Below are 21,016 nucleotides of genomic sequence, written 5' to 3'. Positions count from 1 at the left end.
CGCGAGGTCCCGGACACGACGAAGGCCCGGCTTCCTGGGAAGCCGGGCCTTCGCACTGAGTAGCGGGGACAGGATTTGAACCTGCGACCTCTGGGTTATGAGCCCAGCGAGCTACCGAGCTGCTCCACCCCGCGTCGGTAGGTACAACCCTACGGCATCCGGGGGACACCTCGCGCCCATTTACCGGCGAAGCGACCTTGGTGGCCGCATTTGCGCAGGTCAGAGCGGTACGAGTGGGGCCAAAGAGAGCTGTGTCATCCGGCGACGAGGCGCAGCAGCGCCAGTGAGCCGATGCCGAAGGCGATCGTGAGGTAGAAGTTCCGGGTGCGCCAGGCCAGCAGCAGGGTCGGCAGGGCGAGCCACAGGGTGAAGTTGCCCGGGCCCAGGTCCAGCCGCCCGGCCGGTGCGAACAGGGCGGGGGCCAGCAGCGCGGCGATCACCGCGGGCGGCACCTGCCGCAGCCAGACCACGACCGGGGCGGGCAGGGCGGCCGCCGCGAGGAAGAGGGTCGGCAGCAGCCGCGGCCCGAAGGTGACGGCCGCCATGCCGGCGATGGTGAGGGCGAGCGCGAGGTCGCTCATCGGCCCGGGACTCCTTCCGTTTCCATGGCGGCCACCGCTTGCGGGGCATCCGTGACTGCGTCGGCTTCCGGGTCTGCGCCTGCGGGGGCGGTCTCGCGCGGGGCGATGGCCAGGCCGAAGGTGGCCGCGACGGCCGCCGCCACCAGGACGGCCCAGTAGTGCAGGCCCAGCAGGGTCAGGGCCACCGCCCCGCCGCCCGCCACCGCGGCGACGGCCAGGCCCCGCCGGTCGGCGATGACGCCGGCCGCGAGGAGGGCCATGAACATGGCGGGCAGGGCGTAGTCGAGGCCCAGCGCCTCCACGTTCGTCACCAGGTCCCCGGCCAGGACGCCGGCCAGCGTGCCCGCCACCCAGGAGGCGTGCACGGCGGTGTTGAACGTGAACACCTCCGCCCGGGGCCGGACCGGGCGCTCCGCGTACTGCGCCGAGTGCACCGCGAACGCCTCGTCGGTCAGCTCGTACGCGAACAGCGCCTGCTCCCGGCGCCGCCAGCCGGCCAGCCGGGGCGCGATCGCGGCCGACAGCAGCAGGTGGCGCAGGTTGACCACGAAGGTGGTCAGGACGATCGCGTACGGGGCGGCGCCCACCGTCAGCAGCTGGAGCGCCGCGAACTGCGAGGAGCCGCCGTACACGAAGGCCGACATGGCGACCATCGCCCACCACGGCAGTCCGGCGGTGTGTCCGAGGACGCCGAAGGCGAAGGCCACGGGTACGTAGCCGAGCATCACGGGCACGGCCTGCCCGAAGCCGGTGGCCCAGGCGGGGCGGGCCGCCGCCCCGGCCGCGGCGGGTCGCGCCGGGGCCGGGGGGTCGGTCGCTACAGATCGCACTCGAAGGTCCTCTCCCCCAGGGCGGGCCGGAAGCCCACCCCCGTCCACAAGGCGGTGGCCGCCTCGTTGCCGTCGAGCACGGCGAGGAAGATCCGGTTGACCCCGCGGCGCCGGAACGCGGCCAGGGTGTCGACCGCCATCACCCGGGCCAGGCCCATCCGGCGGTGGCCCGGGTCGACCACGGCGTGGCTGATGCTCCCGCGGACGCCGAACGAGCCGGCGATCAGAGCGGCGACGACACGGCCCGAGGGCAGCCGGACCACGCGGCACAGGTCGGCCGAGTGGGCCAGGTGAGCGGCCAGGAGCGTTTCGTCCTCCCACTCGCAGTACGCGGCCTGCGGCGCGCCCCGCAGCAGTTCGACCACCTGCGGGATGTCGGCGACCGCCATGTCCGCCGAGGCCGCCGGCTGCGCGGGGGGCCCGTACGGCCCGACCAGCACGTGCGGCTGTACGTGCGGCTGCGGCTCCTGGAGCGCCAGAGCGGCGGCGCTCATCAGACCAGCGTCTCGTACGGAGAGCCGGGCAGGGAGAAGGAGATCGCGAGGACGTCGCGGTAGCCGCCCTTGTCCTCGGCCGCGCTCAGGCCGGTGACGTGGTGCTTCATCGCCCGGTCCTCGAAGATCAGGGAGTCGAACGGGGTGAGGAAGGTGCCCTTGGCGAGGGGCTGCTCGTCCCAGGTGAAGACGGTGCTGTGGCCGCCCTCGACGTCGACGCGGGAGATCAGGTGCAGGCCGGCCCACGGGTAGCCGTCCGAGTGGATGCCCTCGGGGACGAGCTCGTTGTACTTGCCGGGGTTGATCTCGATGCGGATCTGGTGGACCTGGCAGACCCAGGCGCGGTCGCGGTACTCCTCCTCGACGGGCAGGTTGTCGAAGTCGTAGCGGACCAGCGCCAGGAAGAGCGGGTTGGTGTACGTGGACTCCTCGACGTCGCCGAAGTGGCGCTCGATGCCGCCGACGAAGGCGTTCATCTCCTCGCTCTGGTAATACGCGACGTGGTCGAGCGGGACGAGCTCGCCGGTGGCCGGGGTGAAGGCGAAGTCGCTGTAGCGGCGGGTGCGGACGGCGCGGTCCTCGCCGCCGAAGTGGACGTCCGGGGTGAGCCGGCCCCAGGAGGCCTGGAGGTCGTCGAAGCGGGCGGCGAGCGCGGGGTCGAGGGTCAGGTCGGCTGCGGATACGAGGGCGTAGCGGTCCTCGCGCAGGCGGTCGCGGAGGTCCGGGCCGACCGTGGTGATGGTTTCGGGGGCGGGGGCGGGGGCGTGCGGCTGCACTGCCGTGGTCATGCGGTGTTCCTTCCGGGTGGGTTGGTGTGTGCGTGCGGTCCGGCTGCGGGCCGGCGGTGGCCCGTCGCGCAGTTCCCCGCGCCCCTGGGGGGTTGGCGGGGGCGCGCGGGCGTCAGCGCAGGCCCAGGGAGGCGTAGGTGGCGTCGAGTTCGGCGACGTCCAGGCCGGCGGCCTGGCGGACCAGGCGGATGGCCCGGTAGATCTGGTTGATGTGCGCGATGTCGTGGCCGACGACCTTGCGGATCATCACCTCCATGGTTTCGCCGCCCTGTTCGCCGTGGCGGCCCGTGCGCTGCCACTCCTCGGGGGTGAGCGCGGCGAGCAGCGCGACGTTGGAGGCGCGCAGGCCGGTCCAGGCGTCGAGCATCTGGCGGAACGGGAGGCGGGGCAGCGGGGCCCACAGCTGCTCGTCGTAGCCGGGGTAGACCGGGTCGTCCTCGGTGGCGACCAGGCGCCAGCGGAAGCCGTAGACGATGTCGACGTCGAAGAGGTGGCCCACGATGAAGGCCGCGGGCCACTCGCCCGGCTCGGGGACGGTCTCGGCGAGTTCGGTGGGCAGGTCGGCGAAGAGGGCCGCCGCCCAGACGGGGGTCTTGGCGATCACGTCGAACGGGTCGCGGTCGGCGGCGACGTCGAGGAGGGCCTGGACGTAGGCGGCCGGGTCTTCGGTGGCGGACGGGATGTCGATGCGGTGGACTCCGTCGGTGGTGGGGGTGGTCTGCGGCTGCGTCTGGGTGGTCATGCGGGTTCCCTTCGGGTGGGTTGGTGTGTGCCGGCCGGCTGCGGGCCGGTGGTGGCTGGTCGCGCAGTTCCCCGCGCCCCTGGGGGGTGCGGGTGCGTGGGGGTTGAGCGCGCAGTTCCCCGCGCCCCTGAGTGGGTCAGGCGGTGTGGACCGGTTCGGGGTTGGGGGTGGGGGTGGTGGGGCGGGGGGTGGGTTTGGCGCCCAGGATCAGGAGGGCGCCCAGGGCGGCCACTGCGGCGCAGGCGGTCCAGTGGAGGGGGGCGCTGATGCCGTACAGGAGGCCGCCCGCTGCCGGGCCGAGGGCTCCGCCGAGGGTGTGGGCGATGCCTTCCGCGCCCTGGTAGCGGCCGCGCAGGTGCGGCGGCGAGAACTCGGCCGGGTAGGCGTTGGCGATCGGCGTGTAGATCGTCTCGGCGACGGTCCACACCACCACGGTCAGGGCCAGCAGCCACACGCTCCGCATGGCTCCGGTGAGGGCCATGCCGAGGCCGAGCAGGGCCAGGCCTGCGGCGATGACGCGGCGCGGGTTGCGGCGCTCGGTGTGCTTGGTGAGCGGGAGCTCGATCACCACGCACAGCAGGGCGTTCAGGCCGAGCAGCAGGCCGTAGGTCGTGTTGTCGAAGCCCGCGTCGGTGACGTGCAGCGGGAGGGTCGCGGTGGACTGCCCGTAGACGAAGGTCGCGGCGACCATCGAGCCGAGGAAGAGGAGGTACGGGCGGTCGGCGAGGACGGTGCGGTAGCCGCCCTTCGGCCTGGTGGCCTCGGCCGGTGATGCCTCGTGCGGCGTCGGACGGCCGCCCGGGAGGGTCAGCAGGGCGAGGGCGCCGAAGGCGAGGGAGGACAGGGCGTCGCCGAGGAAGACGTACGTGTACGAGGCGCCGCTGAGCAGGCCGCCGACCAGCGGTCCGACGGCCATGCCCACGTTGATGGCGAGGCGCAGCACGGCGAAGGCCGTGACCCGCTGCTTCTCCGGGACCACGTCGATCAGCAGGGCCCCGGCCGCGGGCCGGTACAGCTGGGCGAAGACCCCGACGAGGCCGACCAGTGCGGTGGTCGCGACCAGTCCGTGGGCCAGCGGGACGAGGGCGGTGGCGGCGCTGCTGCCGAACATCGACACCGCGATGGCGGTGCGCCGCCCGAAGCGGTCGGCGACGGTGCCGCCCACCGCATTGCCGATGAACGCGCCGACCCCGACCACGCCGAGGGCCGCGCCGGCCTGGAATGCGGAGAAACCCTGGGAGACCAGGAACAGCACCAGGAATACGTTCAGGAAATTCCCGAATTTGATGAGGAACATTCCCGAGAAGATGACCCAGGCGCTTCTGGGCAGGTCACGCAATCGTCGGCGCAAGGGGTCCTCGCCGGCCATGGTGGGGCTCCTTCCCGATGGGGGGATGAGGTGGTGGGCACCATGGAAGCCGCTGGTCAGCCGGGCTGCCTAGGGGTGGGGGGTGGCACAAAACGTGCTGGCACATTCCTGCCCGGCGGTGCTCACGGGCCTGCGCGGCTGCGTCTTTTGTGCCGGGCATTCTTGTGCCAGCCCAAAGGCGTTCTGCGGGCCGGATTCCTGCGGCAGTGTTCTGGCCATGACCGAACACAAGCTTCTCGTCGTCGGCGGACGGATACAGACGCTGCGCAAAGCGGCGGCCCTCGGAATCCGCTTCGTGCTGATCCAGCACAAGGACCAGTTCGTGCCGGAGGCCGCCCGGCTCGCCGAGGCCGTCCTCATCGCCGACTACACCGACTGGGACGTCACCCGCCCGCTGGTGGAGGCCGCGCACCGGGCGTACGGGTTCACCCGCGTCGCCTCGATCACCGAGCCGGGCCTGGTCCCGGCCGGGCGGATCAGCGACCACCTGGGGCTCGGCAACACCTCCGAGGAGGTCGCCGAGCTGCTGCGGGACAAGTACGCGATGCGCCGGCACCTGGCCGCGTCCGGCTCCCCCGAGGTCCGGGCCCTGTCGGTGGCCGCCGCCGAGGTCGACGGCGCCGAGGCGCTGGCCGCGTTCGGCGCGGAGCACGGCTACCCGTTCGTGCTCAAGCCGGTCGACGCCACCGCCAGCCTGGGCGTCGTACGGATCGACGGGCCGGAGCAGGCCGCCGAGGCCTGGGCCGGGGTCGAGGCCCTGCGGGCCCGTACCGACCTGCAGTGGGGCTCGTTCTTCACGATCGGCCGGTTCATCGCCGAGCAGTACATCCCCGGGCCGGAGTACAGCGTCGAGACCTTCTCGTTCGCCGGCCGGCACATCGTCCTCGCCATCACCGAGAAGCTGACCGGCGACGGGTTCGTCGAGCTCGGCCACGCACTGCCGGCCCGGCTGAAGGCCGCGGACGAGAAGGCCGTCGAGGAGGCCGTCGCCCGCTTCCTGGACGCGGTCGGGCTCACCGACGGCGCCGCCCACACCGAGCTGCGGCTGTCCCCGTCCGGGCCGCAGATCATCGAGAGCCACAACCGGATGGGCGGCGACCGGATCTTCGACCTGCTGCGCTCCGCGTACGGCATCGACCTCGAAGAGTGGATCGTGGCCTGGCAGTTCGGGCTGGTCCCGGCCCTCACCGAGCGCCCGGCCGCCCGGCACGCCGCGGCCACCCGCTTCCTGTCCGCCGAGCCCGGCACCGTCGTGGAGGTGCAGGGCGCCGAGGAGGCCCGGGCCCTGGACGGCGTCATCGACGTGGAGACCACCGTCCGGCCCGGCGACACCGTCGGGGAGCTGCGCGGCAACTGGGACCGGGTCGGCCAGGTGCTGGCCACCGGGGCGGACACCGCAGCGGCCGTCGCCGCCGCCGAGCGGCTCACCGAGAAGGTCACCGTCGTCACCACCCCCCGTACGGACACGGGCGCCCCCGCGGGCGCCCCCGCGAACACCGCCGGAAAGGCCTGAGGCGCGTCATGAAGATCCTGCTGATCATGCGGAACACGTACGCGTGGCACCGCGAGCACATCGAGACCCTGGAGCGGATGGGACTGGAGATCCACCTCGCGACCAAGGTCGCCCAGGCCGCCGACGACGGCCGCTTCGCGAACGTGGTCCCGCTCCGCGAGGACCTGGAGGGCACGGAGCTCGCCGAGTACTGCGCGGCCGCGGCCCGCCGCCTCGGCATCACCTCGGCGATCACCTTCTACGACAGCGACATCGCGGTCACCTCGCGGGTCAACGAGCTGCTCGGGCAATCCTGGCCGCGCCCCGAGGCCGACCTGATCTCCCGCGACAAGCAGCTCCAGCGCACCTTCCTCGCGGAGCACGGGCTGCCGGCGCCGCGCTTCGCGGGTGTCGTCGGCGTCGAGGCCGGCCTCGCGGCCGCCGAGGACTTCACGTACCCGTTCATCGTCAAGCCCAGTGCGCTGGCCGCCAGCATCGGGGTCAGCCTGGTGCGCGACCGGGCCGAGCTGGAGCGGGCGCTGACCGACGTCGCCCGCCTCGCCGAGGAGTGGGCGGGCTACTTCCCCAGCGACACCCCGGAGATCGCGCTGCTGGAGGAGTTCCTGCCGGGCAAGGAGGTGACCCTCGACGGGGTCGTCCTGGACGGCGCCTTCCACCTGGTGGGCGTCACCAACAAGATGCAGATGCCGGGCCCGTACTTCGAGGAGGACTTCTACACCCTGCCCTTCCGCACCCCCGAGGAGGAGCCCGGCCTCGTCGCGGTCGCCGAGGGCATCACGGCCGCGCTGGGCGTGCGCCACTGCCTGTTCAACGCCGAGTTCCGGCAGGACTCCGAGGGCCGCTACCGGGTCGTGGAGTTCGCCACCCGGATGAGCGGCGGCCAGAACTACCGCAACCTGCGCGAGGTCCACGGCATCGACCCGGTCCGGCTGTACGCCAAGGCGGTCCTCGCCGGGGACGACGCCCACGCCCTGGCCACCCTGCTCGACGGCGAGGTGCCGCGGGCCGCCGCCCCGCGCGCCGCCACCTGCATCAAGTTCGCGTACCGGACCGGGACCCTGGTCCGCAACAACGCGGGCGACGCCGCGCACTCCCCGTACTTCCGCTCGTACATCCCCGCCTCCCGGCCCGGCGACCGGCTGCGGCGCGCCCCCGAGGGCTGGTACGAGATCGCCGGCTCCCTGGCGGTGGCCGCCCCCTACCGCAGTGCCGCCGACATCGACCGGGTGGAGCGGCTCGCCGCCGAGCTCGACGAGCGGCTCGACGTGGTCGTCGTACCGGGGCCGGCCCGGGCCGGTACCGCGCCGGCGGCCTGACCGGCCCCCGGCAGCGCGCCCAGCCCGCACAGCCCGCACAGCCCAGCCATCCACCACCCCGACGCGGAAAGAGCCCCACGTGCACGCCACCGACCCCGTGTTCCGCATGGGAATCACGGAGCCCACCGCCATCGACCCGTACAAGGCCCAGGAAGGGGAGGGGATCCTCGTCTGCAAGGCCCTGTTCACCGGGCTGCTCGCCCTCGACGAGGACGGCGCGCTCGTCCCCGCCACCGCCCGGTCCTGGGAGAGCGACCCGGCCGCCACGACCTGGACCTTCACCCTGCGCCCCGACACGGTGTTCAGCAACGGCGAGCCGGTCACCGCCCACAGCTTCGTACGGGGCTGGGCGCGGGCCCTGGACCCCGAGGCCAACACGGAGACCGCGTACCACCTGGCGGGCGTGCGCTCCTTCACCGCCGTCGACGACACCACGCTCGTGGTGGAGCTGTCCGAGCCGGACGTGCAGTTCGACCTGAAGACGCTCCAGCCGATCTTCAGCCCGGTGCCGCAGTGCGCCGGCCCCGCGCTGGACCCGGCGTACAACGACATGCCGATCGGCAACGGCCCGTTCAGGATGGCCGGCCCCTGGGAGCACCACCGCGCGATCCGGCTGGAGCGCAACGACCTGTGGTTCGGCCCGGCGCCCGAGGTGCGCGAGGTGCACATCGACATCCTCGATCCGGTCACCGGCCTGGACGACGAGTACGAGCGCTTCCTCGACGGCACCTACGACTACGCCCGGATCCCCCCGGCCCGCACGGCCGAGGCGGCCGCGGGCGAGGGCTTCCTGGAGCAGGAGGGGGCGGGGCTGTTCTATCTGATCCCGTTCTGCCACCAGGCCCCGATGGACTCGCTGGACGCCCGCCGGGCCCTGTCTGCGGCCATCGACCGCCAGGGGCTGATCGACACGTACTTCCAGGGCCGGCGCACCGCGGCCCACTCGCTGCTGTCGCCCTGGTTCGGCAAGGCGCACACCCCGGCCGCCGAGCTCGCCGCCGGTGCCGCCGGTGTCGCCGATGCGGATGGCGACGGCGTGGACTGGACGGCGTACGACCCCGAGCGGGCCCGCCTCGCGGCGCTGCGGGCCGGGCTCGGCCCGGGCAGCCGGGTGGAGTTCGCGTACAACACGGGCGCCGGGCACGACGACTGGGTCGCTGCCCTCGCCCGGGGCCTGGAGCACGAGCTCGGCTGGCGGGTCGTGCTGCTGCGGACCGACGCCCGCGGGCTGGTCGACCACCGCACCTCGATCGCGGCGGCCGGCTTCTGCCGGGCGGGCTGGGCCTGCGACTACCCGACGCCCGACAACATGCTCTTCCCGCTGCTGCACTCCTCGTGCACCGCGCCCGACGCGGACGGCACGGCCCACGGCGACAACGAAGGCCGCTACGTGAACTTGCAGTTCGACGCGCTGGTGGCGCGCGCCCGGGCCTCGACGGACCCGGCCGAGCGGGCCGACGCCTGGCGGCGCGCGGACCGGACCGCGATGGCGGACCTGGCGCTGGTCCCGCTCTGGTACCGCACCGACCAGCGGGTGCACGCCGCCGACCGGATCACGGGCCTGCGGATCGACTTCGACGGAAACCCCACCCTCACCACTGTCAAGGCAAGGAAGACCACGCGATGAGCGCGACGACCACGACCGCGACGACCACTGCCCCGGCCGACGGCGCCGCGAGCCCCGTCCACGACGTCCTCGGCATCGGCTTCGGCCCGGCGAACCTGGCCCTGGCCATCGCCCTGGAAGAGCGCAGCTCCCCGCTCACGGCACGCTTCCTGGAGGCCCGGCCGAGTCCCGAGTGGCAGCCGGGGATGCTGCTGGACGGCTCCGACATCCAGAACCACCCCAGCCGCGACCTGGTCACCCTGCGCAACCCGCGCAGCCGCTACAGCTTCCTGAACTACCTGCACGAGCAGGGCCGGCTGCTGCGCCACCTCAACCTGCCCTCGGAGTTCCCGCTCCGCAAGGAGTACGCCGGGTACATCCGCTGGGCGGCGGGCTTCTTCTCGCACCTGGTCGACTGCAACCAGCGGGCCGAGCGCGTCGAGGTCGTCGAGGAGTCCGGCGAGCGCGTGTACGCCGTCACCACCCTGTCCGGCAGCCGCTACCTGGGCCGCACGCTGGTGATGGGCCCGGGCCGCACCCCGTACGTCCCGGCCCCGTACGACAGCCTGCGCACCCCGCGGATCTTCCACCTGACCCAGTACCTGCCCAAGCTGGCCGAGCTGACCGGCGACGGCCGCGAGCCGGAGTCGGTGGCGGTCATCGGCGGCAGCCAGAGCGCCGTGGAACTCGCGCTCGACCTCAGCCGCCGCTTCCCGCGGACCAGGGTGACCACGTACACGCGCTCGCACTCGCTGAAGCTGAAGGACACGAGCCCCTTCAGCGAGGAGGGCTACTTCCCCGAGTTCACCGACTACTACTTCCGGGCCCCGCGGGAGGGCAAGCGGGCGCTGGACGCGTACATGCACGGCACGAACTACTCCTCCGCCGACGGCGACGTGCTGCGCGAGCTGTACCTGACCATCTACGAGCAGGAACTCGACGGCGAGCAGCGGGTCTTCGTCCGCGGCAACCACGAGGCCGTCGGCGTGGCCCCGGAGAACGGCGACCGGATCGCCTTGGACTTCCTGGAGCGCACCACCGGCGAGCGGATCAGCGAGACCGTCGACTTCGCCGTCCTGGCCACCGGCTTCCGCAACATGGGCCCCGGCCCGCACGAGGAGCTGTGCCCGCCGCTGATGGCCCCGCTCGCGCCGCTGTTCGCGACCGAGCCCGACGGCCGCCTGGCGGTGAACGCCGACTACTCGCTCAGCCCGGTCGGCGACGGCACCCCGCCGCTCTTCCTCAACGGCCTGTGCGAGTCCAGCCACGGCATCGGCGACGCCGGCTCCTTCAGCCTGCTGTCCCTGCGCGCCGCGACCCTCACCGACGCCCTGACCGCCCGCCTGAGCGCCGCCCCCGCCGCCGACTGCGCCGCCGTCCTGGCCGCGGCCTGACCCCCGGCCGACCGCATCGGCAGAGCCGACCGAACCGACCGAACCGACCGACCGGATCCCGAAAGGACCACGTTCTGCCATGACCGCCACCATCGACACCCCGGTCGAGCCGGTCTACAGCGCTCCCGCCGTACACGGCCCGCTGCCCGGGCCGCTCAGCGCCGAGCTGCTGGACCGGCAGGCCGGCCGGGAGTCCAACTCCCGCTCGTACCCGCGCAAGCTGCCGATGGCGATCCGCCGCGGCAGGGGATCCTACGTCGAGGACCTCGACGGGAACGTCTTCCTCGACTTCCTCAGCGGCGCCGGCGTGCTCTCGCTGGGCCACAACCACCCCGAGCCGCTCGCAGCCGCCCACCGCCAGCTCGACGAGTTCGTGCACGGCCTGGACTTCCCGACCCCGGTCAAGGACGAGTTCACCGACCTGACCATCGGGATGCTGCCCGAGCCGATGCGCGAGCGGACCCGGATCCACTTCTGCGGGCCGACCGGCGCCAACGCCGTGGACGCCGCGCTGAAGCTGTGCAAGACGGCCACCGGGCGCGAGGAGGTCATCACCTTCCAGGGCGGCTTCCACGGGGCGACCCTGGCCGCGCTGAGCGTGACCGGCCTGGTCGAGCAGAAGGAGCCGGTCCGCGGCCGGATGCCGGGCGTGCACTTCTTCCCGTACTCCAACTGCCACAACTGCCCGCTCGGCCTGGTCCGGGACACCTGCCAGGTCAACTGCGCCGCGTTCCTGGAGAAGGCGCTGACCGACGTCAACGGCGGCATCACCCTGCCCGCCGCCGTGATCATGGAGCTGGTGCAGGGCGAGGGCGGCGTCATCCCCGCCGAGGTCGAGTTCGTCCAGCGGATCCGCGAGGTCACCCGGCGCCTGGGCATCCCGCTCATCGTGGACGAGGTGCAGAGCGGCTGCGGCCGCACCGGGACCTGGTTCGCGTTCGAGCAGTACGGCATCGAGCCCGACGTGGTCTGCGCCTCCAAGGCGCTGTCCGGGATGGGCCTGCCCGCCTCCGTGATCCTGTACGACGAGAGGCTCGACGTGTGGAAGCCGGGCGCGCACTCCGGCACCTTCCGCGGCAACCAGCCCGCCTTCGCCGCCGGCGTCGCCACCATGAAGGTCGTGCGGCGCGACCGGGTCCTGGAGAACGTCCGGGCCCGCGCCGACCAGCTGATGGTCCACCTCCAGGGCCTGCGCGCGCTCAGCCCGTACGTGGCCGACGTCCGCGGCCTCGGCCTGATGACCGGCGTCGAGCTGACCGACCCCGCCACGGGGCTGCCGGCCGACGCCCTCGCCAAGCGGGTCCAGTGGGAGGCCGTCAGCCGCGGCCTGATCATCGAGCTCGGCGGCCGCGACGACTGCGTCGTGCGCATGCTGCCCCCGCTGAACTGCTCGGCCGAGGAGATCGACCACGCCGGGCGGATCATCCGCGAGGCCCTCGTCGCCGCCCTGGCCGCCCTCGACCTGCCGGCGGAGGCCGCGTGATGACGACGTACGACTCCACCCGCGACGACGGCGGCGAGGACACCGCCGTCCAGGACCTGGTGGTGGCCGGCTTCGGGCCCTCCGGGATCGCGCTCGCCGCCGCCGTCGAGGACCACGACGACGCCACCGGCGCCGCCCCGCTCGCCGCCCGCTACCTGGAGAAGGCCGCCGACTCCGCCTGGCAGCCGAACCTGGTCCTGCCCGGCACCGACATCCAGCACCACTTCCTGCGCGACTTCGCCACCCCGCGCGACGCCCGCTCCCGCTTCACCTTCCCCCACTACCTCCAGCAGAGCGGCCGCTTCTACCCGTTCACGCTGATGAGCGGCTACGTCAGCCGCCTGGAGTGGTCGGACTACGTGCAGTGGGCCGCCCGGCAGGTCCGCGGCACCGTCGACTACCACCGCGAGGTGCTGAGCGTCGAGCCGGTCGCCGACCCCGACGGCCGTGTGCGCACCGCCCGCGTCACCAGCCGGGACCCGCGCGACGGCTCCCTGCACACCGTCCTCGGCCGCAACATCGCCCTCGCCACCGGCCACGAGGCGTACGTACCGGAGCTGTTCCGCCCGCACCTGGGCGAACGCGTCTTCCACGCCTCCCGGCTGCTGCCGGGCCTCGCCGCCCTCGGCGACGCCCCGCTGCGCAGCATCGCCGTGATCGGCGCCGGCCAGACCGCCGGCGAGATCGTCCTGCACCTGGCCGCGCAGCACCCCGACGCCGAGATCCACTCGGTCGTACGGCACGCCGGCTTCCGGATGTACGAGCTCGGCCACTTCAGCAACGAGGTCTACTTCCCCGACGAGACCGACTACTTCTACGGCCTGGAGGGCGAGCAGCGCGAACGCGCCCTGGACCAGGCCCGCGCCACCAACTACGCGGCCGTCGACCCCGACGTGTCCACCGCCCTCTACCAGGCGGTCTACCAGGACCGGTTCACCGGCCGGCGCCGGCTGCACATGCACAAGCGGACCGAGGTCACCGCCGTCGGCCGCACCGCGGACGGCCGGATCCGGCTGGAGGCCGCGGAGGTGTTCACCGGCGATCGCACCGCCCTCGACGCCGACGTGGTGATCGTCTGCACCGGCTACCGGGAGGCCCCGCTGCCCCGCCCGCTGGCCCCGTTCGTGCCCCACCTGCGCCTGGACGGCACCGGCCGGCCCGAGGTCACCCGCGCCTACCGGGCCGAGACCACCGCCGACTGCGAGGTCGGCATTTACCTCGACGGCCTCACCGAGTGGCGGCACGGCATCGGCAGCGCCACCTCCTTCAGCCAGATGGCCGCCAAGGCCGACACCATCCACCGCGATCTGCGCGCCCGCCTGCGCCGGCCCGCCGCGCCCGTCGCCGCCTGATTGGAACCCGTACCCCATGCACATCTTCACCGCCCACGAGGACGACATGGTCTTCGAGGAGGCGTACAACGTCAGCGGCCGCCGGATCTTCCCCTGGCCCGAGGCCGTGGAGGAGCCCAACTGGGGCGGCGCCTGGGTCGACGTGGCGCCCGGCGCGACCTCCACCCCGCACGACCACGACGAGAACGAGATGTTCTTCATCGTCGAGGGCAGCGGAGTGATGCGCATCGGCGGCGAGACCCGCCGCGTGCGCGCCGGCGAGACCGTCTTCATCACCCCGCACCAGGACCACGACCTGACCAACGACGGCGAGGGCCGGCTGCGGTTCGTGACCATCTGGTGGGGCGGCTCGGAGGCCGTCGCCCGGGACCGCGCCAAGTGGGCCGCCGTCTTCGGCATCGAGGACCCGGGCACCGGTCCGGGCACCCCGGCGCCCGCAGCCGTGACCGCCCCGGACGCCGTACCCGCCCCGGACCCGAACGCGCCGCAGCAGGGGGACGCATGAGCCCCATCGTCCACGCGCACGCCGACGCCATCGTCGTCGGCGGCGGGGTGATCGGTGCGGCCATCGCGCACCGGCTCGCCCTCGCGGGCGTCGGCCGGATCGTCCTGTGCGACCAGGGCCGGGTCAACGCCCAGGGCGCCACCTCCCGCTCCGGCGGCCTGCTGCGGCTGCACCACACGGCCGTCGCCGACACCCGGCTCGCCGCGCGCAGCCTGCCCGTCTTCGAGCAGTGGTCGGACATCATCGGCGGCTGCTGCGGCTACCGCCGCACCGGGTTCGTCATGATCGTCGGCGAGAACCACGCCGACGACCTGCGCCACAACGCCGCCGCCGCGAGCGAGGCCGCCGGATACCGGCGCGTCGAGGTCATCGACCCCTCCGAGCTGCGGGAGATCTACCCCGGTCTGCGGACCGAGGGCGTGGCACTGGCCGCGTACGAGCCGGAGGGCGGCTACGCCGACCCGATGGCCGCCTCCGCCTCCCTGCTGACCGCCGCCTACCGGCTCGGGGTCTCCCCGTCCGAGGGCATCCGGGCGATGAAGGTACTGGAGAAGGGCGGCACCGTCACCGGCGTCCTCACCTCCATCGGCCGCATCGACGCCCCGCTGGTGGTCCTGGCCGGCGGAGCGTGGGGCTCCGCGCCGGCCGAGTACCTCGGCATCCACATCCCCGTCACCGCCCGCCGCATCGGCCTGGCCCAGGCCGAGCTGCCGGGCGCCGGACGGCGCGGATCGGCGGCCTCCGTACCGACCTGCATCGACGACACCACCGGCAGCTACTTCCGGCCCGACGGCCTGGACCGCTTCTACTTCGGCGTCCCCAGCAAGCCCGACACCGAGCTCGGCCGGGACGTCGAACCCCTCACCGAGGCCGAGCTGGAGGCCGCGATCGGCGCCATCGCCCACCGGGTCCCGGCCGCGGCCACCGCCCCGCTCGCCGGCACCCGCTCGGGCCTGGACGGCTACACCCCCGACAAGCGCCCGGTCGTCGGCGCGGCCGGCCCCGACGGGCTCTACCTGGCCCTCGGCTTCAGCGGCGGCGGCTTCAAGCTGGCGCCGGCCGTGGCGGAGCTCGCCGCGAAGGAGATCGTCGAAGGCGGGGCCGTGCCCGGCAAGGCGGTCCAGGAGCTGCTGGAGCCGTACCGGCCGCAGCGGTTCCTCGCGGGCCGCCCGATCCGCCCGGAGGCCCCGTATGACCACATGTGAAACCACTGCGGCCACTGAAACCACTGAGGCTGCTGAGACCGCCGAGCAGGAAGGGACCGGCGAGGCCGGCGCCCGCCGCACGCTGCGGGAGGTGCTGCGCGAGGACGTGCAGACCGTCCTCGACAAGGACCCCGCCGCCGGCTCCCGTGCCGAGGTCCTGCTCTACCCGCACATCCACGCCCTGTGGACGTACCGGATCGCGCACTGGCTGTGGGGCCGCGGCCACAAGGTCGCCGCCCGCGCCCTGTCCCTGCTCGCCCGCTCCGTCTCCGGCATCGAGATCCACCCCGGCGCACGGATCGGCCGCCGCTTCTTCATCGACCACGGCACCGCCGTCGTGATCGGCGAGACCGTCCGCATCGGCGACGACGTGATGCTCTACCACCAGGTCACCCTGGGCTCGGTCGGCTGGTGGAAGGACCTGCGCCGGCCCTCCGGATCGCGGCGCCACCCCGTCGTCGGCGACCGCGTCGTCATCGGCACCGGGGCCAGCGTCCTCGGCCCCGTCACCATCGGCGCGGACTCCCGCATCGGCGCCCACTCCGTCGTCCTGGACGACCTGCCGCCGCGCAGCCGCGTCGTCGCCGCCGCCTCCGCCGCCCTGCCCCCGCTCGACACCGCGGCCCCCCTCGACTCCTCCGCCCTGATCGTCCCCGAAGGAACCCACGCCTCATGACCTCCTACGTCGTCACCAGCGCCCCGCCGAACCCCAACGGCGACCTGCACCTCGGCCACCTCTCCGGCCCCTTCCTCGGCGCCGACGTCCTGACCCGGCACCTGCGCCAGCGCGGCCACGACGTCCGCTACGTGGGCTACTCCGACGAACACTCCTGCTACGTGCCGCGCCGGGCCGCCGAGATCGGCTCCACCGCGCACCCGACCGCGAAGCTCTTCGGCGACCGCATGGAGGAGACCCTCTCCCTGGGCGCCATGCACCACGACTGGTTCACCCGCCCGCTCACCGACCCGGTGCACACCGAGTTCGTCCAGCGGTTCTTCCTCGACCTGTGGGAGTCCGGCGCCCTGGAGGTCCAGGAGCTGCCCGTCTTCCACTGCGAGCCCTGCGACCGGTACCTGTACGAGGCCGAGGTGCGCGGCGAGTGCCAGTTCTGCGCCGAGCCCTCCGACGGCGTGTACTGCGAGGCCTGCGGCCTGCCCCAGGACCCGGCCGGCCTCGCCGCCCCCAGGTGCACCGCCTGCCGGACCGAGCCCGGTACGAAGACCCTGCGGCGCATCGTCTTCCCGCTGGAGCGCTGGCGCGAGCGGCTGCGGGCCTACTACGCCGACGCGCAGGCGAAGGCGGAGTGGCGGCCCCGGCTGGTCGCCTACCTGGAGGGCCTGTTCGAGCGGGCGCTGCCCGACACCCCGATCAGCCGCGAGGCGGACTACGGCATCCCGGTCCCGCTCCCCGGCTGGGAGGGCCACGTCCTCGACACCTGGTTCAGCGGCATCTGGGGCTACGCGGCCGCCACGGCGCGCCTGGCCGAGGCCCGTGGCGACCGCTCGGAGTGGGAGCGGCTGTGGACCGACCCCGAGACCCGGATCGTCAACTTCATCGGCTTCGACTGCTCGTTCTCGCACGCCGTGCTCTGGCCGGCGCTGCTGCTCGCCTCCCCCGACGATCTGACGCTGCCCTCGCAGGTCGTGATCAACGAGTTCTACCGGCTGGAGGGCGACAAGTTCTCCACCAGCCGCGGACACGCCATCTGGGGCGGGGAGTTCCTGCGCCGCGTGAACGCGGACGCGCTGCGGTTCCACCTGTGCCTGACCGGGCCGGAGCGGGCGCAGAACAACTTCTCGATGAAGGAGTTCGCCGACACCCTCAGCACGGTGCTGGCCGGGGCGCTGGAGCGGTGGGCGGACACCGTACTGGACCTGCTGGCCCAGGACTTCGACTCCGTCCTGCCGGCGGCCGACGGGGTGGACGGGGGCCCGTTGGCCGCCGAACGGGCCGCCCTGCCCGGGCGGATCGCCGACGCGCTGGGCGCCGAGGCCTTCTCCCCGCAGCGCGCGGCCGACGCCCTGGCCGTGGTGGTCGAACGGGCCGACGCCGACCTGCGGGAGCTGTCCCTGCTGCGCGCCGCCGGCCGGCGCGAGGAGTACGCCGCCCGGCTCGCCGCGCACGCCGAGCTGCTGGCCGCGGTCGCGGTCACGGCGGCCCCCGTGATGCCGGGCTGGTCCGCCTTCCTCGCCGGGCACCTGGGCCTCCCGGTGGACCTCGCCACCCGGATGCCGTCGTGGGGCGCCCTGGACGGCCGCCTCCTGCCCTCGGGCGCCCCCCTCCCGTCGGCCGTCCCGCTGTACTTCCACGAGCTGTCATGACCCCGCAGCAGCCCGCCGCGGCCCCTGCCCCGGCCTGGGGGGCGGATGTGCTCGCGGGGGCCCGGCAGGTGCTCCATGGGGTGCTGGGGCTCGGGGTGTTGCTGCTGCCGCTGGGGCTTGCGCCGGTGGGCCCGGGGGTGGTGGCCGCGGTCGCCGCGGTGCTGGCCGGGTGGTGCCTGCTGGTGGCCTGCGCCGGCGGGAGCGCGGGCCCGGGGGCCGTGGGGTTCGTACGGGAGCGGCTCGGCCCCCGGGCGGGCCGGGCGGCCACCGCGCTGTACTTCGGCGGCTTCGCCACCGGCCAGGCGGCCGTGGCCCTGGGTGCGGCGGGCTTCGCCGGAGCCGCGCTGACGGCCGCCGGGGGCGGGGCCTGGGCCGGGGCCGGGGCCGGGGCCGGGGCCTGGGCCTGGGCCTGGGCCTGGGCCTGGGCCTGGGCCTGGGCCGCCGACGGTGACTCCGCCTGGCGCTCCTGCGCGGTGGCCGCCGGAGTCCTGGCCGCCGCCGCGGGGCACGCCTGGATCGGCCCGCGCGGGCCGTCCCCGGCCGCCCGGCGGCTGCGGCTCGCCGCCGTCCTCGCGCTGGCCCTCGGCTGGCGGGCGCTGGGCGCGGTCCCGGCCGCCGGGACCGCCGCCGGCTGGGCCGCCGCCCTGGCGGCCGTGCCCCTGCTCTTCGGCTGGGTCGGGCTCGAAGGCGCCGTCCCCGGCCAGCCCCGCCGCCGCCCGGCCGCCCTCGCCGGGACCCTGCTGGGCCTGGCAACGGCTGCCGCGCTGTACGCCGTACTGCTGGCCCCGCCGCCCGCGGCCACCGCTCCGCACCCGGCCCCCGCAGCCGCCCTCGGGGCCGCCTCCGCCGCCCTGTGCTGGGCGTACTGCCGTACCAACCTCCAGGCCACCGCGGTCCGTTGGACCGAGCTGACCGGGCGCTCCCGGCGCGGCGGCGTCCTCGCCGGGGCGCTGGTCGCCCTCGCCGCCCTGGCCCTCGCCGGGGCCGCCCGGCTGGGCATCTCCGTCCTGCTGCTCGGCCCGGGGGCCGCCACCGCGGCCCTGTTCTGCCTCATCGCCCTGGCGGCCCTGCGCCGCCCCCGTCCCAAGGAGTCCCTCCGCCATGACCACGACCACCACCGCGACCGCGTCCTCGAAGGTGCTGCGCGTCCCGCCGGCTGACCCGGAGACCGCCGCCGCCCACTTCCACCGCCGCTTCACCTTCGAGGCCGACGTCGCCGACGTCCACGCCGACGTGGAATCCGCCGCGGGCGGTTTCGTCCTCGTCGACAGCCGCAGCTCCGAGGCCTGGGCGCAGGGCCACATCCCCGGCGCCGTGCACCTGCCCACCGACGAGATCCCGGCCCGCGCCGCCGAGCTCGTACCGCCGGGCAGCGTGGTGGTCACGTACTGCTGGGGGCCCGGCTGCAACGGCGCGACCCGCGCGGCCTACGAGTTCGCCGCCGCCGGCTACCGCGTCAAGGAGATGCTGGGCGGCTTCGAGTACTGGTCCCGGGAGGGCTTCCCGGTCGAGGACGCCGCGGGCCTGCGCCGCTCCGCGCCGGACCCGCTGACCGCACCGGTCTCCGGCGGCGGCGCGTCCTGCGGCTGCTGAGGCGGCCTCAGAGCAGGCCCTCCTCCACGGCCCGCTGCCCGAGCTGGAACCGGCTCTGCGCGTCCAGCTTCTCCATCAGCTCCGAGATCAGCCGCCGCTCGCTGCGCAGGGATATCCCCAGCCGGCGGGCGGCGGCCTCGTCCGTGTAGCCCTGGGCCAGCAGCCGCAGCAGCTCGCGCGGCTGCGAGCCGGGGTCGTCCAGGCTGCGCCGCGGCGGCTCCCCGAACGGCAGCGCGGTCTCCCACACCGAGTCGAACAGCGCGCAGAACGCCGCGACGGCCCCCGGCTCCCGCAGCAGCACCGCGCCCAGCGCACTGTCCGCAGGGTCGATCGGCAGCAGCGCGAACTCCCGGTCGGCGATGACCATCCGCATGGGCAGCGACGGCACCGTCCGCACCTCGCCGCCCCGTTCGGTCAGCCAGCGGGCGTGCTCCAGGCTGGCGGGGTCGTTGCGGATCGCGTCCTGGTAGATGGTCCGGATCTTCACCCCGCGCCCGATGAGCTCCTCGGTGATCGGCTCGCTGGCCTTGAACTGGGCCGCCGGAACGGGCCCGCCGGGGTGGAAGCTGATGGACTCGCTGCACGTACGGGCGGACAGCTCGCTCAGTTTGGCCCGGACGGCCTCGACGCCGAGGAACCGCTGCGCCTCGTGCGAGGGCTGGGCGGGGTGGAGTTCGGCGTACTGCGACAGCAGCGCGCTGGCCGCGGCCTGGCTCTCGGCGAGGGCCCGGTGCCGCTGGGCGATCTCCGCCTGCTGGTGGGCCAGCAGAGAGTCCAGCGCGGCCTTGGGGTTCACGGCGCGCAGTCGGCCCGCGGTCCGCCAGGAGGGGTCGAGCAGCGAGAGCAGGGTCAACTCCTCCAGGTCCGCGCACACCTCGTCCTCCGCGCGCGCGAGCTCCGCCGCGACGTCGGCGATGGCGAGATCCGGCCGTCTGAGGATGAGTCGGTAGAGCGCGTCCGAGCGCTCGGTCAGCCCAAGAGAAACCAACAAAGTGAGCCCCCCAGCTCGCGGTTCGGAGCGGCAGCACGGGCGCGGACCGACAACGCTGGCGGCAGGATGCGCGGCCCCTCCGAGGGCCGATCTTGCACCCAGGATTGTCCATACCAGCCACGGCCCGCACAAACGCCGTCCATCACGCGGACACGGGATGCCGGTCCGCGGACGTCTGGCACGGTTGTGTCAGATCGCTTTGTGCCACGCGAAAACCGGCGACAGGGGCCCGCCCGGCTGGGCACGATGGCGGCACGCCGAACGCAAGGTCTCGGCCAACCGCCCACCGTCCGCCCCGGTTCGATAAGAGGCCCCCTGCCATGCGTCGCAAGCTCGTCACCCTCATCACCGTCACCGCCGCCGCCCTGATCGCCGTCATCGGCGCGAGCGGCACCGGCCAGGCCGACGGTCTGCGGCCCGCGGCGGCCGTCCTGGGCGAGCCGGGCTGGTCGGTCGTGACCCCGCAGGAGCCGGGCTGGTCCTGAAAAACGCAGGAGCGCCCCGCCGGGCCGTAACCCGCCGGGGCGCTCCACAAGCCGTAGGCCATGTCGGACTCGAACCGACAACCAACGGATTAAAAGTCCGCTGCTCTGCCAATTGAGCTAATGGCCCTCACGTGCTCACCCCAGAGCATAGCCGGAGAGCACCGGCAGGCCGATCGAGTATCGACCTACCGGGCCCGACGGCGCGTCCGCCGAGCGGAAAGGGCCCGCCCGACACCTCGTGTCGGACGGGCCCTTTCGCGCGGTCAGATCAGTGCTGCCGCAGGTCAGCCGTTGCGCTTCCAGCGCGGCTTGTCGTCGCGGCGGCCACCGAAGGAGCCGTTGCCGGACGGGCGGTCGTCGCGGCGGAAGCCACCCGACGGACGGTCGTCACGGCGCTCGTCGCGGCGGAAACCACCGGACGGACGGTCGTCGCGGCGGAAGCCGCCC

The 21,016-nt window shown here is 73.9% G+C and carries 20 protein-coding genes and 2 tRNA genes; 13 read left to right on the top strand and 9 right to left on the bottom strand.

All coding sequences use genetic code 11. The features are described 5' to 3' along the window. Positions 1 to 60 precede the first annotated feature (60 nt). The 7 genes from AB0F11_RS10545 to AB0F11_RS10515 form a co-directional block, all read right to left on the bottom strand. Positions 61 to 134: transfer RNA gene (locus tag AB0F11_RS10545), tRNA-Met, on the bottom strand. Positions 135 to 254: 120 nt separating this feature from the next. Continuing rightward, complete coding sequence (locus AB0F11_RS10540; RefSeq protein WP_362170435.1) at positions 255 to 581, bottom strand: AzlD domain-containing protein; 327 nt, start codon at positions 579 to 581, stop codon at positions 255 to 257. After that, entirely contained in the window at positions 578 to 1,411 is an 834-nt protein-coding gene (locus tag AB0F11_RS10535; protein ID WP_362170433.1) for an AzlC family ABC transporter permease, read from the bottom strand. The genes AB0F11_RS10540 and AB0F11_RS10535 overlap by 4 nt, the downstream gene beginning before the upstream one ends. Then, positions 1,399 to 1,905 carry a GNAT family N-acetyltransferase gene (locus AB0F11_RS10530; RefSeq protein WP_362170431.1) on the bottom strand — a complete coding sequence of 169 codons (507 nt, stop codon included), beginning with the start codon at positions 1,903 to 1,905 and terminating at the stop codon, positions 1,399 to 1,401. The genes AB0F11_RS10535 and AB0F11_RS10530 overlap by 13 nt, the downstream gene beginning before the upstream one ends. After that, positions 1,905 to 2,693, bottom strand: a complete 789-nt coding sequence (locus AB0F11_RS10525) for a 2OG-Fe dioxygenase family protein (protein WP_362170429.1) — start codon at positions 2,691 to 2,693, stop codon at positions 1,905 to 1,907. Before AB0F11_RS10525 ends, AB0F11_RS10530 begins: the two co-directional genes overlap by 1 nt. Before the next feature lie 112 nt (positions 2,694 to 2,805). Continuing rightward, the gene (locus AB0F11_RS10520; protein ID WP_362170427.1) at positions 2,806 to 3,435 is read right to left on the bottom strand and encodes a DinB family protein; all 630 of its coding nucleotides are present in this window, start codon (positions 3,433 to 3,435) and stop codon (positions 2,806 to 2,808) included. A gap of 136 nt (positions 3,436 to 3,571) precedes the next feature. Further along, a complete protein-coding gene (locus AB0F11_RS10515) occupies positions 3,572 to 4,732 on the bottom strand; it encodes an MFS transporter (protein WP_362170425.1) in 1,161 nt (386 codons plus the stop codon). 289 nt (positions 4,733 to 5,021) lie between these two features. Between AB0F11_RS10515 and AB0F11_RS10510 the strand changes: the two genes are divergently transcribed. The 12 genes from AB0F11_RS10510 to AB0F11_RS10455 all read left to right on the top strand — a co-directional run bounded on the left by AB0F11_RS10510 (position 5,022) and on the right by AB0F11_RS10455 (position 19,093). Further along, a complete protein-coding gene (locus AB0F11_RS10510) occupies positions 5,022 to 6,317 on the top strand; it encodes an ATP-grasp domain-containing protein (RefSeq protein WP_362170423.1) in 1,296 nt (431 codons plus the stop codon). Between the two features lie 8 nt (positions 6,318 to 6,325). After that, positions 6,326 to 7,633 (top strand): ATP-grasp domain-containing protein, encoded by a 1,308-nt coding sequence (locus AB0F11_RS10505; protein WP_362170421.1) that lies wholly within the window; start codon positions 6,326 to 6,328, stop codon positions 7,631 to 7,633. Positions 7,634 to 7,712: 79 nt separating this feature from the next. Beyond that, positions 7,713 to 9,260 carry an ABC transporter substrate-binding protein gene (locus AB0F11_RS10500; RefSeq protein ID WP_362170419.1) on the top strand — a complete coding sequence of 516 codons (1,548 nt, stop codon included), beginning with the start codon at positions 7,713 to 7,715 and terminating at the stop codon, positions 9,258 to 9,260. Beyond that, positions 9,257 to 10,633, top strand: coding sequence for a SidA/IucD/PvdA family monooxygenase (locus AB0F11_RS10495; protein WP_362170417.1), 1,377 nt, complete (start codon positions 9,257 to 9,259; stop codon positions 10,631 to 10,633). Before AB0F11_RS10500 ends, AB0F11_RS10495 begins: the two co-directional genes overlap by 4 nt. Before the next feature lie 79 nt (positions 10,634 to 10,712). After that, positions 10,713 to 12,116, top strand: coding sequence for a diaminobutyrate--2-oxoglutarate transaminase family protein (locus tag AB0F11_RS10490; RefSeq protein ID WP_362170415.1), 1,404 nt, complete (start codon positions 10,713 to 10,715; stop codon positions 12,114 to 12,116). Continuing rightward, positions 12,116 to 13,468, top strand: a complete 1,353-nt coding sequence (locus AB0F11_RS10485) for a SidA/IucD/PvdA family monooxygenase (protein WP_362170413.1) — start codon at positions 12,116 to 12,118, stop codon at positions 13,466 to 13,468. Before AB0F11_RS10490 ends, AB0F11_RS10485 begins: the two co-directional genes overlap by 1 nt. Before the next feature lie 16 nt (positions 13,469 to 13,484). Continuing rightward, complete coding sequence (locus tag AB0F11_RS10480; RefSeq protein ID WP_362170411.1) at positions 13,485 to 13,973, top strand: cupin domain-containing protein; 489 nt, start codon at positions 13,485 to 13,487, stop codon at positions 13,971 to 13,973. Next, on the top strand, positions 13,970 to 15,178 hold the full coding sequence (locus AB0F11_RS10475) for an FAD-binding oxidoreductase (RefSeq protein WP_362170409.1): 1,209 nt from the start codon (positions 13,970 to 13,972) through the stop codon (positions 15,176 to 15,178). The genes AB0F11_RS10480 and AB0F11_RS10475 overlap by 4 nt, the downstream gene beginning before the upstream one ends. Then, a complete protein-coding gene (epsC, locus tag AB0F11_RS10470) occupies positions 15,165 to 15,854 on the top strand; it encodes a serine O-acetyltransferase EpsC (protein WP_362170407.1) in 690 nt (229 codons plus the stop codon). Before AB0F11_RS10475 ends, epsC begins: the two co-directional genes overlap by 14 nt. Then, entirely contained in the window at positions 15,851 to 17,500 is a 1,650-nt protein-coding gene (locus AB0F11_RS10465) for a class I tRNA ligase family protein (RefSeq protein ID WP_362170405.1), read from the top strand. The genes epsC and AB0F11_RS10465 overlap by 4 nt, the downstream gene beginning before the upstream one ends. Beyond that, entirely contained in the window at positions 17,497 to 18,660 is a 1,164-nt protein-coding gene (locus AB0F11_RS10460; protein ID WP_362170403.1) for a hypothetical protein, read from the top strand. The genes AB0F11_RS10465 and AB0F11_RS10460 overlap by 4 nt, the downstream gene beginning before the upstream one ends. Continuing rightward, positions 18,602 to 19,093, top strand: a complete 492-nt coding sequence (locus tag AB0F11_RS10455) for a rhodanese-like domain-containing protein (protein ID WP_362170401.1) — start codon at positions 18,602 to 18,604, stop codon at positions 19,091 to 19,093. The genes AB0F11_RS10460 and AB0F11_RS10455 overlap by 59 nt, the downstream gene beginning before the upstream one ends. 7 nt (positions 19,094 to 19,100) lie before the next feature. Here the strand turns inward: AB0F11_RS10455 and AB0F11_RS10450 are convergent, their stop codons facing one another. Beyond that, the gene (locus AB0F11_RS10450; protein ID WP_362170399.1) at positions 19,101 to 20,084 is read right to left on the bottom strand and encodes a helix-turn-helix transcriptional regulator; all 984 of its coding nucleotides are present in this window, start codon (positions 20,082 to 20,084) and stop codon (positions 19,101 to 19,103) included. Between the two features lie 320 nt (positions 20,085 to 20,404). On the opposite strand from AB0F11_RS10450, the gene AB0F11_RS10445 reads away from it, so the two are divergent. After that, a complete protein-coding gene (locus AB0F11_RS10445; protein ID WP_362170397.1) occupies positions 20,405 to 20,569 on the top strand; it encodes a hypothetical protein in 165 nt (54 codons plus the stop codon). 54 nt (positions 20,570 to 20,623) lie between these two features. Here AB0F11_RS10445 and AB0F11_RS10440 read toward each other — a convergent pair. Next, a tRNA-Lys gene (locus AB0F11_RS10440) sits at positions 20,624 to 20,696 on the bottom strand. Positions 20,697 to 21,016 lie beyond the last annotated feature (320 nt).

This window comes from Streptomyces sp. NPDC032472 (assembly GCF_040636955.1).
In the GTDB taxonomy this organism is placed as follows: Bacteria; Actinomycetota; Actinomycetes; order Streptomycetales; family Streptomycetaceae; genus Streptomyces.
This window is presented reverse-complemented; position numbering and strand designations above follow the sequence as displayed.